The sequence below is a fragment of the Ilumatobacter sp. genome, from assembly GCF_039969435.1.
Classification (GTDB): Bacteria; Actinomycetota; Acidimicrobiia; order Acidimicrobiales; family Ilumatobacteraceae; genus Ilumatobacter_A.
Genome location: NZ_JBDVNU010000006.1, coordinates 507,045 through 518,976 on the forward strand (window position 1 = coordinate 507,045; position 11,932 = coordinate 518,976).

Annotated in this window: 12 protein-coding genes and 1 pseudogene; 10 read left to right on the top strand and 3 right to left on the bottom strand. The window is 67.7% G+C overall.

The annotated features are described in order from the left end of the window. Positions 1-66 precede the first annotated feature (66 nt). The 6 genes from ABJK40_RS03140 to ABJK40_RS03165 all read left to right on the top strand — a co-directional run bounded on the left by ABJK40_RS03140 (position 67) and on the right by ABJK40_RS03165 (position 6,666). Complete coding sequence (locus tag ABJK40_RS03140; RefSeq protein ID WP_348478011.1) at positions 67-969, top strand: Rieske 2Fe-2S domain-containing protein; 903 nt, start codon at positions 67-69, stop codon at positions 967-969. Further along, the gene (locus ABJK40_RS03145; RefSeq protein WP_348478010.1) at positions 969-2,633 is read left to right on the top strand and encodes a ubiquinol-cytochrome c reductase cytochrome b subunit; all 1,665 of its coding nucleotides are present in this window, start codon (positions 969-971) and stop codon (positions 2,631-2,633) included. Before ABJK40_RS03140 ends, ABJK40_RS03145 begins: the two co-directional genes overlap by 1 nt. Then, complete coding sequence (gene coxB / locus ABJK40_RS03150; protein WP_348478009.1) at positions 2,630-3,418, top strand: cytochrome c oxidase subunit II; 789 nt, start codon at positions 2,630-2,632, stop codon at positions 3,416-3,418. Before ABJK40_RS03145 ends, coxB begins: the two co-directional genes overlap by 4 nt. Positions 3,419-3,561: 143 nt before the next feature. Next, on the top strand, positions 3,562-5,382 hold the full coding sequence (ctaD, locus tag ABJK40_RS03155) for a cytochrome c oxidase subunit I (protein WP_348478086.1): 1,821 nt from the start codon (positions 3,562-3,564) through the stop codon (positions 5,380-5,382). After that, positions 5,379-5,759 carry a cytochrome c oxidase subunit 4 gene (locus ABJK40_RS03160; protein ID WP_348478008.1) on the top strand — a complete coding sequence of 127 codons (381 nt, stop codon included), beginning with the start codon at positions 5,379-5,381 and terminating at the stop codon, positions 5,757-5,759. Before ctaD ends, ABJK40_RS03160 begins: the two co-directional genes overlap by 4 nt. A gap of 58 nt (positions 5,760-5,817) precedes the next feature. Continuing rightward, the gene (locus tag ABJK40_RS03165) at positions 5,818-6,666 is read left to right on the top strand and encodes a cytochrome c oxidase assembly protein (RefSeq protein ID WP_348478007.1); all 849 of its coding nucleotides are present in this window, start codon (positions 5,818-5,820) and stop codon (positions 6,664-6,666) included. On the opposite strand, the pseudogene ABJK40_RS03170 reads toward ABJK40_RS03165, so the two are convergent. After that, positions 6,667-6,765: pseudogene (locus ABJK40_RS03170) on the bottom strand (CGNR zinc finger domain-containing protein); the annotation flags it as partial. A gap of 145 nt (positions 6,766-6,910) precedes the next feature. Here ABJK40_RS03170 and ABJK40_RS03175 point away from each other — a divergent pair. Then, positions 6,911-7,204, top strand: a complete 294-nt coding sequence (locus tag ABJK40_RS03175; protein WP_348510138.1) for a hypothetical protein — start codon at positions 6,911-6,913, stop codon at positions 7,202-7,204. Here the strand turns inward: ABJK40_RS03175 and ABJK40_RS03180 are convergent. Further along, a complete protein-coding gene (locus ABJK40_RS03180) occupies positions 7,195-7,800 on the bottom strand; it encodes a hypothetical protein (protein WP_348478005.1) in 606 nt (201 codons plus the stop codon). The genes ABJK40_RS03175 and ABJK40_RS03180 overlap by 10 nt on opposite strands. Positions 7,801-7,905: 105 nt before the next feature. Here ABJK40_RS03180 and ABJK40_RS03185 point away from each other — a divergent pair, with 105 nt between their 5' ends. Genes ABJK40_RS03185 through ABJK40_RS03195 form a run of 3 tightly spaced genes read left to right on the top strand, consistent with a single transcriptional unit; the run spans position 7,906 to position 10,763 of the window. Then, complete coding sequence (locus ABJK40_RS03185) at positions 7,906-8,493, top strand: YdeI/OmpD-associated family protein (RefSeq protein ID WP_348478004.1); 588 nt, start codon at positions 7,906-7,908, stop codon at positions 8,491-8,493. A 15-nt stretch (positions 8,494-8,508) separates the two neighbouring features. Next, positions 8,509-10,383: a KUP/HAK/KT family potassium transporter gene (locus ABJK40_RS03190; protein ID WP_348478003.1), complete on the top strand. Its 1,875-nt coding sequence runs from the start codon at positions 8,509-8,511 to the stop codon at positions 10,381-10,383. Positions 10,384-10,391: 8 nt separating this feature from the next. Beyond that, on the top strand, positions 10,392-10,763 hold the full coding sequence (locus ABJK40_RS03195; protein WP_348478002.1) for a hypothetical protein: 372 nt from the start codon (positions 10,392-10,394) through the stop codon (positions 10,761-10,763). 29 nt (positions 10,764-10,792) lie between these two features. Here ABJK40_RS03195 and ABJK40_RS03200 read toward each other — a convergent pair whose 3' ends face one another. Further along, positions 10,793-11,797 (bottom strand): DNA integrity scanning protein DisA nucleotide-binding domain protein, encoded by a 1,005-nt coding sequence (locus ABJK40_RS03200; protein ID WP_348478001.1) that lies wholly within the window; start codon positions 11,795-11,797, stop codon positions 10,793-10,795. Positions 11,798-11,932: the final 135 nt, after the last annotated feature.

Below are 11,932 nucleotides of genomic sequence, written 5' to 3' on the forward strand. Positions count from 1 at the left end.
ACGGGAGCGGACGGACCACGTGCAAGCGACACTGGTGGGTTCGCCCGCAGTGGGCACGACCGCGTCGTGAGCGACGACGCAGCGACATCGGAGTGGGTGGCGGTCCCTCACGAGGAGATGAACCTGCGCGCCTACCGGGCGGCCACGGTCGCGTTCGTCGTGGCGGTCGCCGGCGGGCTGCTGGCTGCTGCTGCGTACTGGACGAGCGAGACCCAGACGCTGCTCGGCGTCGGACTCGCCCTCGCTCTCGGCGGCATCGGGTTCGGACTCGTGTCGTGGGCCAAGTACCTCGACCTCGACGAGCACGTGGTGCAGCAGCGCGAGCCGTTGCGTCCCACGGCGGCCGAGCGGGACGAGTTGACCGGGCAGGTCGAGATGACCCAGCAGACCGTCGGTCGCCGCAAGCTCCTCGTCGGGCTGCTGGGGGGCTCCTTCGCCAGCCTCGCCATCGGGTTCGTCGGCCCCATCGGCTCGCTCGGCCCCCGACCTCGCGGGGAGCGCGACCGCACCGGGTGGGTCGCAGGGCGCCGTCTGGTGACCCTCGACGGCCAGCCGGTCGCACTGAGTTCGGGCGTGTTCGACCAACTCGCGACCGTGTTCCCCGACGGCATGATCGGGCGCGACGACTCCCAGGTCGTGCTGCTCCGGCTGCGCGAGGAACTGCTCAGCGCGTCGACGATCGAACAGGGTGCCCTCGACGGTTGGGTCGCCTACTCGAAGATCTGCACTCACGCCGGCTGCTCGGTCGGACTGTTCGGTGTGGACGACCGCGAACCCGACGTGGTCCGTCAACTCGTGTGCCCGTGCCACCAGTCGGTGTTCGACCCGACCGACGGGGCCCGGCCGGTGGGAGGCCCGGCGCCGCGGTCGCTGCCACAACTCTCGCTCGGCGTCGACGACGAGGGATTCCTCGTGGCCAACGGCGACTTCGACCGTCCGGTCGGCCCGATCACCTGGGACGAAGGCTGATGGCGCTCGCACGCTTCCTCCCGAAGCAACGTCCCCGCCTGCTGCGTCGAGCCGAACCCGTCGATCGTCGTCGCGGTCTGGTCGAGCGGTACGTCGAGTCGGTCACCGGACGCACCGGGGGCAACACGTTCCTGACCAAGAGCCTGCGCAAGGTCTTCCCGTCGCACTTCTCGTTCCTGTGGGGGGAACTGGCGCTGTACAGCTTCATCGTGTTGCTCGTCACCGGCACGTACCTCACCCTGTTCTACGAGGGCTCCCAGGAGATGCGCACCTACACGGGTTCCTACGAGGCGTTGCAGGGCCAGGAGGTGTCCGCGGCGTTCGACTCGGTGATGCGGATCTCCCACGACGTGAAGGGCGGCCTCCTCATCCGTCAGATGCACCACTGGTCGGCGCTGCTGTTCATGGGGGCGATTGCGCTGCACATGGCGCGGGTGTTCTTCACCGGGGCGTTCCGCCGCCCGCGCGACATGAACTGGTCCGTCGGGCTCACGCTGCTCGTGCTCTCGCTGGCAGCGGGGTTCACCGGGTACTCGCTTCCCGACGACCTGCTGTCGGGAACCGGGTTGCGGATCACCAACGGGATCATCCTGGCCATTCCCTTCGTCGGGGAACGGCTGGCATACCTGATCTTCGGCGGCGAGTGGCCGGGGACCGACATCATCGGACGCCTCTATCCGGTCCACATCCTGTTGATCCCCGCCGCCATCGTCGGGTTGCTCGCCGTGCACCTCGGCCTGGTGTGGCGCCAGAAGCACACCCAGTTCCGTGGCCCCGGCCGCACCGAGTCGAACGTGGTGGGGGAACGGGTGTGGCCCTCGTTCGCGATGAAGTCGATCGGCCTGCTGTTCCTCACGGCGGGCGTGCTCACCGCGATGGGAGCGATCTTCGAGATCAACCCGGTGTGGTTGTACGGCCCGTACGACACGGCGGCGGCCACGTCGCTCGCCCAGCCCGACTGGTACATCGGTTTCCTCGAGGGATCGGTGCGACTCGTGCCGCCGTGGGAGATCCGTGTCGGTGGGTACGTGATCAACACGCTCGTGTTCTCCGGGATCCTGATCCCCTCGATCATCTTCGGCGGGCTCTACCTGGCGCCGACGATCGAACGGCGACTGACCGGCGACGTCGGTGACCACCACCTGCTCGACCGACCGAGGGATGCGCCGAACCGCACGGCGATCGGAGCGGCATCGATCACCTTCGTCGCCATCCTCTTCCTCGGCGGAGCCCAGGACGTCGTGGCGCGCACCGTCAACCTGTCGGTCGGCCACGTCACGAGCGTGCTGCAGTTCGGCTTGATCCTGGCGCCGCCGATCGCGTTCGTGATCGCGAGGTGGGTGTGCATCTCGCTGCGCGACCGGCTTGGGCCCGAGCGGACCGAGCGGCGCGTCCCGATCGAACGTGCCGCGGACGGCGGCTACCACATCCCCCACGACCACATCGAGGACTGGATGGTGGCAGGCGGTGCCGCCCCCGGGCACTTCGACGACATCTCGCCCCGGGAATCCGTCCGCTCGGGTGCGGCGACCACCGATGCCGACGGACACGACGCCGACGATGTCGCCGGCGACGCCGATGACGATGGTGCGGGCGATGGTGCGGGCGATGGTGCCGGCGACGCCGATGACGACGTCGACTCCGAGAACGCGGTCGGACGATGAGTGTGTCCGAGACGGCCGGGACGCTCGATCCACCGATCACGGATCAGGCGGTCGAAACCGAGTGGGTGTGGAACCTGTTCCTGTACCTCGCCTACGGGGTCTTCGCGTTCGTACTGATCCTCGTGGTCTACGTCGTGATCCGCTACCGGCGACGCGACGATCGGCTCCCGCGCCAGAAGCACTACAACATCCCGCTCGAGGTCGCGTACACCGTGATCCCGTTCGTGGTGATCATGGGGCTGTTCGCCGTCACGTTCGTCACCGAGCGGTCGATCAGCGAGACCGACGAGGACCCCGATCTGGTCGTGCACGTCACGGCGTTCCAGTGGCAGTGGGAGTTCGAGTACCCCGAGTCCGGGGTGACGGTGGTGGGCGGTGCCGACACCGACGTCGCCGAACTGGTGCTCCCGGCGAACGCCTCGGTGCGCTTCGACATGGAGTCGCTCGACGTCATCCACTCGTTCTGGGTCACCGCCTTCCGGTTCAAGCGGGACATCATCCCGGGTCGCCTCACCTCGTTCAGCGTCGACATCGGCGACGAGGCCGGCTCGTACCCGAACGCCGGGGTGTGCGCCGAGTACTGCGGGCTCGACCACGCCAAGATGCAGTTCTCGGTGCTGGTGCTCGAACCCGACGAGTTCGACGCCTGGCTGGACGAGCGCGCCGCTGAGCAAGCCGGAGATCAGGCCGGAGATCAGGCCGAGGATCGGGCCCCGGATCAGGTTGCGGATCGGGCCGAGGATCAGGCCGAGGATCAGGCCGAGGATCAGGATGGTGAGACATGACCACGCTGGACCCGGCGCCCTCCGGCGACCCGGTCGTCGACCCCGAGGTGATGGGTCAGCACGACGATCGCAAGCTCGTCGAGATCGACGACTTCCTGGGCGACCCCGACGCACACGGCCCGCGTGGTCTGCCGCGCACGATCATGGGGTGGCTCACCACCACCGACCACAAGGCGCTCGGCATCGCCTACGTCGTCACGTCGATGATCTTCCTCGCGATCGGTGGCGCGCTCGCCGGGATCATCCGGGCGGAGCTGGCCGAACCCGGGCTGCAGATCGTCGGCCCCGAGACCTACAACAGCGTGTTCACGATCCACGGCAGCGTCATGGTGTACCTGTTCGCGGTTCCGTTCGGATTCGGCCTCGCGAACTATCTGATCCCACTGCAGATCGGGGCGCCCGACCTCGCGTTCCCGCGGCTCAACTCGTTCTCGTACTGGCTGTACGTGATCGGCGGTGCGGTCATGCTGCTCGGCTTCGTGAGCGACGGGGGAGCGGCCTCGTTCGGATGGTTCGCCTACCCGCCGTTGTCCGGCGCCGGTGGCAGCCCGGGGCTGGGTGCCGACATGTGGATCGTGTCGATCATCCTCACCGGTACGTCGGGCACCGTCACCGCGGTCAACGTGATCGCGACCGTGACCATGATGCGAACGCCCGGCATGACGCTGTTCCGGATGCCGATCCTCACCTGGAACCTGTTCATCACCTCGTTCATGGTGCTGCTCGCGTTCCCGGTGCTGTCGGGGGCGCTGATGATGTTGCTCGCCGACCGCCAGTTCGGCACCCACTTCTTCGATCCGGTCGCCGGGGGTTCGCCCATCCTGTGGCAACACCTCTTCTGGTTCTTCGGTCACCCGGAGGTGTACATCGTCGCCCTGCCCTTCTTCGGTGTGGTCACCGAGATCTTCCCGGTGTTCTCGCGTCGCCCGGTGTTCGGGTACAAGGGCCTCGTCCTGGCGACGCTCGGGATCGGGGCGCTCTCCACGTCGGTGTGGGCCCACCACATGTTCGTCACCGGTGACATCGTGCTCCCGTTCTTCGCGCTGACCTCGGCCCTGATCGCCGTGCCCACCGGCGTGAAGGTGTTCAACTGGATCGGCACGATGTGGGGCGGATCGCTGAGTTTCGAGGCACCGATGAAGTTCTCGATCGGGTTCCTCGTCACCTTCGTCGGCGGGGGAGTGACCGGCGTGATGCTCGCGTCGCCCACCATCGACTTCCACCTGTCCGACTCCTACTTCGTGGTCGCCCACTTCCACTACGTCATGGGCGGCACCGTGATCTTCGCGATGTTCGCGGCGATCTATTTCTGGTGGCCGAAGGTCACGGGTCGGCTGCTGTCCGAGCGGCTCGGCTCGATCCACTTCTGGCTGCTGATGATCGGCTTCAACGTCACCTTCTTCGTCCAGCACCTGCTCGGGCGGGAGGGGATGGCGCGACGGGTGTCCGACTACCGTCCGCTCGACAACTTCGAGTTGTGGAACAAGATCTCGTCCTTCGGGTTCGTGATCCTCGCCGCCTCGTTCGTCCCGTTCCTGATCTCGGTGGTCCGCTCGCTGCGCAGCCCGGCCACGGTCGGTGCCGACCCCTGGCATGCCAACTCGCTGGAGTGGGCCACGCTGTCACCGCCTGCCGAACACAACTTCACGTGGATGCCGCCGATCCGGTCGGAGCGCCCGGTGTTCGACCTGCGCTGGATCAATCACGAAGGGGTGGGCGCGCCGACCTCGGCCGAGGCGTGGCACGCCCGCCAGGAGCACGACGAGAAGTGGCTGCCGCTGCACCAGTGGTCGAACGAGGACGAGCGCACACAGACCGACGGTCCACGTCCGATCGAGCAGGTCCCCGAAGGCCAGGAACCCGTCGACGACACGGACGCCGTCGAGGACGCGGACGCCGCCGAGAAGCGAGTCGAGGCGCCAGTCGTCGAGGGTGACGACGTCGAGGAGGGTGACGAGCCGTGAGGGTCGAGGCGATCCTGTGGACGGGGGTGACGGTCTACTTCGTCGTGATCGGCGTCACCTATCTGCTCGTGGGCGGCGACACGACCGGCGTGTCGCTGCTGCTGATGGCCACCGGCCTCGGTGGGCTCGTGGCGGGGTGGACGTGGGACTGGAGTCGCAGGCACGACGAACGGGTCGAGGACCGCGCCGACGTCGACGCGAGCGACCTCACGGGCATCGTCGGCGTGTACCCGACGGCCAGCCTGCGCCCGCTCGCACTCGCTCTCGGAGTGACCGCGATGGTTCTCGGCATCCCGCTCGGATCGTGGATGAGCATGATCGGGATCGCCATCGTCGCCTCCCAGGTCCTGCTGCTCACGAGGGACACCGACACGTGAGCCCCACACCGTCTGTCACACGGTGTCAGACACCGTTTGGATCACGGTCTGTCGCACGGTGTCTGACACCGTGTGGACCGACGTGATCGCACACACGAGTCCGGTGGAGCACGGGGTGCTCGTGGCGGTCGGGATCATCGCGGTCGTCGTCTACGGATGGGGGTGGCTGCAGACCGGCCGAGCGTCGGTCTGGCGGTTGACGGCGTGGTGTGCTGGCGTGGCGGCGCTGCTCGTGTCGGTGCTGCCGGTGATGGAGCGGTGGGCGCAGCGGTCCTTCACCGGCCACATGGTGCAGCACCTGGTGATGATCGTCGTCGCGGCGCCGCTCGTCGTGGTCGCCAGGCCGGTCGCGACGTCACGCGCGCTCGGATGGGTGCCCAGGCGCACGACCACGACCGAGCGCTCGCTGGCGCGTCGATGGCGTTCGCACGGTGCGATCGCGTCGGCGGCGGCCTTCGTGCTCGTACTGTATGCGACCCATCTGACCGGGATCTACGATGCGGCGCTGCGCAACCGGTTCGTCCACGACGTCGAACACGTCGCCTACGTCTGCAGTGCGATCGCACTGTGGGCGGCGCTGCGATCCTCCGGTCGCGAGGCAGCCTTCGATCGCGTCGGTGCCGTGTTCGGAGTGATCGGTGGCAGCGCGTTGCTCGGTGTCGTGCTGATCTCGGCGTCGAGCCCACTCATCGACACGTACGCCGATCGTCTCGGGCCGGTCGACGCGCTCGCGGACCAGCGCGCCGCGGCATCGCTGATGTGGGTCGGTGGGATGGCGACGACGCTGCCGCTCCTGCTGTTGTCCGTGTGGTCGTGGGCATCCACCGAGGACCGGATCGCGCACCGCCGGGAATCGCTCACCGACGCCCGGGGGTCCGACGCTCGATCCGGCCGCGTCGCACCGTGATCAGGCGTTCCGACGGAGCCGGTACGCGGCCGCCTTCGTGCGGTTCTGACAGCCGAGAGAACAGAATCGCCGACTGCCGTTGCGGGACTGATCGAGAAATGCTCACCACCACCGTCACGCCACGAAACCGAGGAGAACGATGATCACCATTCTGTGGAAGTCCGGACACGGGTCTCGTGACGTGGGTCTGGTCCAGGTCTCGAGACTTGAGCTGAGACGCGCCCGCCACGTACCCGGGTTCCTCGTGACCGCCTTGCGACTCCGACGCACCGCACTGCGGTCGCCGGGGTGCTCCGGCATCTCGCTGCGGGCCGCGCCACTCCGTAGGACCTTCTGGACCCTGTCGACGTGGGACGATCAGCCGGCGATCTCGGCGTTCACCCGCGACCACAGCCACGCCTCGGTCATGCGGCGGTACCAGGGCCGCATGTGGAGCTCGGATTTCCACGCCTGGAGTCCGACCGACCTCGTGGGCCCGCCGGACTGGACGGACGCGATGCGACGACTCGCCGACCGGGTCGACGGACCTCAGGGGTGAGTGCCGGCTGACGTCGGCGCCAGGTCCGGGTCGACGGCATCGCCCGCGATCGCGACGAGCATCAGCACTCCGGTCACCACGGCCGAGGCGGCGGCGGCACGCTCGTCCCACGTCCAGCCGAGTCCCAGACCCGCCGCGCCGAGCGCGGTCATCATGACCCCGAGCCGCATGAACATGGGGGTGTGGAACGCTGCGGAGAACGGGAGGAAGTGCAGCCCGACCGCGATCACGATCACCGCAGGCCGCAGGTCCTCGACCCGTGAGTCGGGCAGCAGGACGTAGCCGAGGCGGATCGTCACGAGCATCCCCACCACGCTGCCGAGGTAGACCAGCCCGCTCCGAGGTCCGACTTCGTCCATCTCCCCGAGAGCCCGTGGACGTCCGAACACGAGGAAGACGTAGGCCAGGAGCGCGACGACCCAGGCGCACAGCGCAACGGTCGGCCAGGGTTCCGGCAGCGCACCCCGGTTGACCATGACGAACACCGTTGCGCCCGCGGCGCCGACGACGGTTCCCCAGACCCGGGGATGCCAGAGACGTTGCGCCCCGCGAACGGGTTGCGCCGACGAGACCGGACGTCGACGACGTTCATGCATGAATTCGAGCTTGTCAGAGGTCGACCCGGAAACGAGGTCAGCGCGTGCTCCGGAACGGCCAGTGCCTCGCATCGGGCGCCGGACGGTGTGGAAGAATCCGTCGTCGTGCAGAGGGACACGAGCAACGACGTCGACCGCTACATCGCCGAGTCGACGAACTGGCCCGAGGTGATGACCGCGCTCCGCCCGGTCCTGCTCGGTTGCGGACTCTCCGAGCAGCTCAAGTGGAACAAGCCCTGCTTCGGCACCGAGGGCGCGAACATCGTCATCATGCAGGAGATGAAGGACGTCCTCGCACTGATGTTCTTCAAGGGCATGCTCCTGGACGACATCGCGGGCGTGCTCGAGCCGAACGGGCCGAACTCGCGGTCGGCCAGACGGATGTGCTTCGCGTCGGTGGCCGACGTCGAGCGACTCACCGACACCGTGGTCTCCTACGTCGCAGAAGCCGTGCAACTCGAGGTCGATGGCATCGAGGTGGGCCCACCGCCCGAGCTCGAACTCGTCGAGGAGCTGCAGGCACGACTCGATGGCGATGCCGAGCTGAAGGCGGCGTTCGATGCCCTCACGCCCGGTCGACGGCGGGAGTACCACCTGCACATCTCGGGAGCGAAGCAGGCGTCGACCCGTGAATCCCGCGTGGACAGCTGCGTCCCGAAGATCCTGAACGGCAAGGGCTTTCGTCAGCGCTGACGTAGCGTCTGCTCGGTGAGCGAACATCCCACCGCGGGCCGGATGGCGCTGGCTTTCGGAACTCTCGGCATCGTCTTCGGCGACATCGGCACGAGTCCGATCTACGCCTTCCGCGAATCCTTCGAGGTGTCCGAACTCGAAGTGGCCGAGGCCACGGCGTACGGCGTCGCATCGGTGGTGTTCTGGGCACTGTTGACGGTGATCTCCCTGAAGTACCTCTTCCTGGTGATGCGCGCCGACAACCACGGCGAGGGCGGCATCCTCGCCCTCACCGCTCTGGTGATGCCCGGCAAGGGAGCGCCTCCGTCGAAGATGCATGCGGCGATCGTGACCCTCGGCGTGTTCGGCACCGCTCTGCTCTACGGCGACGGACTGATCACCCCGGCGATCTCGGTGTTGTCCGCCGTCGAGGGGTTCGAGGTCGCCACCACGGCGTTCTCGAGCTTCGTGATCCCGGTGTCGATCCTGATCCTGATCGCGCTGTTCGCGGTGCAGTCCCGCGGGACGGCGGGGATCGCCAGGGTGTTCAGTCCGATCATGGTCGTGTGGTTCGCCACGCTCGCCGTGCTCGGTATCCGCCAGATCATCCAGCACCCCGGAGTGCTGGCGGCGGTGTCGCCCGGTTACGCGGTCGAGTTGTTCATCGACCATCCGCTGCGCGCCTTCCTCTCACTCGGTTCGATCTTCCTCGTGGTCACGGGGGGCGAAGCGTTGTACGCCGACATGGGTCACTTCGGCCGGATCCCGATCTCGATCTCCTGGTACTGCCTCGTCCTGCCGAGCCTGCTGGCGATCTACTTCGGACAGGCTGCACTGCTCGGCAACGGCGAGGGGCAACTCGGGAACCCGTTCTACGACATGGCACCGAAGTGGGGTGTCGCTCCACTCGCCGTCCTGGCCACGTGTGCGACGGTGATCGCCTCCCAGGCCCTGATCTCGGGTGCGTTCTCGCTGACCGCGCAGGCGGTGCAGCTCGACTACCTCCCGCGGCTCGCCATCCGCCACACGTCGCCCCAGCACATCGGGCAGGTGTACGTCCCGCTGGTCAACTGGCTGCTGATGATCGGATGCGTCGCGCTGATCCTGATCTTCCGGACGTCGAGTGCGCTGGCGGCGGCCTACGGCATCGCCGTCACGACCACGATGCTGATCACGACGCTGATCTTCTACCGTCTGGTGCGCGATCGGTGGGACTGGTCGACCCTGAAGGCACTGGTCGTGCTCCTGCCGTTCATGATCGTGGACGTCGGGTTCCTGTCGGCGAACATCCCGAAGATCCCGGCGGGCGGTTGGCTCCCACTGCTCGTCGGCCTGGTACTCGTGGCGCAGATGACGACGTGGCGCACGGGCCGCCAACTCGTCGCCAAGTCGCTCAACGAATCGAACCGGACACTCGAGTCGGTGATGGAAGAGGTCGCCTCACGCGGCCTTCCGCGGGTGCCCGGCACGGCGGTGTACATGTTCCGTGACAGCGGCAGCGTCCCTCCGGCCCTCGCCGCGAACGTACGTCACCACCACGTGCTGCACGAGAACGTGATTCTCGTGTCGGTCGAGGTGTCGGAGGACCCACACGTCGGTGTTCGCAAGCGAGCCCGTCACATCCGACTCCCCGGCGACATCACGCACGTTCGGATCACCTTCGGCTATCTCGACGAGCCCGACGTTCCCGCCGTGCTCGCCGGGCACGTGATCCCGCACCACCCGTTCGACGTCGACGACGTCACCTACTTCCTCGGACGCGAGTCGGTCACCGCCGGCAATCGGCCGGGGATGCACCCGTTGCGGGATCAGTTGTTCGTGCTGCTCCACCGCGGCGCAGCCAGTGCGTCGCGCTTCTACCACCTCCCGGCCGGCCAGGTCGTCGAAGTGGGTGCGCAGGTCGAGCTGTAGAGCCCGCCATGGGGAAACGATCACTCTCCGTCGTCGCCGAGCGTCCCGTCATCGCGATGTGCATGGGCAAGGACTGTGCGAAACGTCGTGAATCCGCCAAGATGCGCAACGCCCTCGAGACCGAGTGCGACGTCGTCGACCTGAAGTGTGTCGGTCTGTGTGACGGGCCCGTCGTCGCGATCGACCCCGGTGCCCGGCGGCCGGTGGTCTACTCGAAGCTCCGTTCCAAACGCCAGCGTCGCCTCGTGATCGCCGCCGCGCTGGGGGAGCGACGTGCGCGTCGGGACCTGGCCGAGCGGAGCGTCGACAGGTCCAAGGCCGTCACCCGTGTGTCACGCCAGACCCGACGTCGTCTCGCAGCGCGCACCGCAACGACCTGACCGACGCCGTCGCGGCGGACGGTCGGCGTTCAGGGTCCGGTGAGCGGCGCCGCGGCCTCGTCGGGTGGAGCGGCGCCGGTCGTGGCCAGCACGGCGCCGTTCCGGTAGAACGTCACCGGCCCGTCCTCGCTCACCACCACCACGGTCACGTCGGCCTGGTCGTAGCTGTACCTCTGCGCCGAACGGTGTCGCATCCCGCGGGCGTTGTCCACGGCAGCCTCGGCGGCGTCGCTCCATCGCAGGCCGACGGCCATCTTGCGGATGACGCCGTCGTTGTCGACGACCACGGCCAGATCGTGCTGGCGCAGCACCGCCACCAGCGCTGCGAAGTGGCGACGGTTGCTCACCGACAGGGCGGGCGTGCGGGCTGCCGTCGACAGGTCGAGGCGGCCGTAGTCGAGTTCGCCGTGACCGATCACGATGGTCGCTCCCACGCGTGACGGAGCGAGCCAGTGGATCGCGAGTTCGGCCACGTCGGCCAGTCGCTCGCCGAGTTCGGGCCGTCCCGACGCGAGCGCCGTCCGCAGCGAACTCGCCGTGGGGCGCGACTGCCAGTGGCGTCCGTCCCAACTGATCACCGAGTCCTCGACGAAGATCCGCACCACGTCGAGGACGGGTGTGCGCTGCACGATGGCGCCACCGGTGAGCTGTTGCAGGTGGACGAGGTCGACTTCGAAGAGCATCGACCGTTCGAAACATGCGAGTGCCACGTGGCCCTCGACGTCGCGCACGAGGTACGACGACCTGCCGTCGGCGTAGGTTCGTGCCCGCATCGGGTCGCCGTCGAGCGGGATCACGTCGAATGCGATGTGGTCGTTGAGCGCCTGGCGCCGATCCGCCGATCCGTCGGGCGAGATGATCATCGCTCCGTAGGTCGGTTGACGCCCTTCGAAGACCGGTGCCCGGCGACAGTGGTCGAGTTCCTCGAGGATCACGTGGCGGACCGCGTCGTCGACGGCGACGACCACCGAGTCGTCGGCGAGTTCATCGGCGAGGCGTTGCTGCCAGGTGGTCAACGGTGTGAGGCCCGACATCGCCGTCAAGGTAGTGCACGGTCCGGCCGACCGGTCCCGCACCGGCGACTCCGCCCCGTTGCCGCATGTCGAGTGTCACACGGCGGATGGTCGGATCCCACCGCCTGTCGATTTACGATACTGAACGGTTCAGTA

Excerpts from the sequence above, each read along its gene's own strand:
- ctaD (WP_348478086.1), top strand. The coding sequence starts at position 3,562 with ATGGGGTGGCTCACCACCACCGACCACAAGGCGCTCGGCATCGCCTAC.
- coxB (WP_348478009.1), top strand. The coding sequence starts at position 2,630 with ATGAGTGTGTCCGAGACGGCCGGGACGCTCGATCCACCGATCACGGAT.
- ABJK40_RS03200 (WP_348478001.1), bottom strand. The coding sequence starts at position 11,797 with ATGTCGGGCCTCACACCGTTGACCACCTGGCAGCAACGCCTCGCCGAT.
- ABJK40_RS03195 (WP_348478002.1), top strand. The coding sequence starts at position 10,392 with ATGGGGAAACGATCACTCTCCGTCGTCGCCGAGCGTCCCGTCATCGCG.
- ABJK40_RS03180 (WP_348478005.1), bottom strand. The coding sequence starts at position 7,800 with ATGCATGAACGTCGTCGACGTCCGGTCTCGTCGGCGCAACCCGTTCGC.
- ABJK40_RS03145 (WP_348478010.1), top strand. The coding sequence starts at position 969 with ATGGCGCTCGCACGCTTCCTCCCGAAGCAACGTCCCCGCCTGCTGCGT.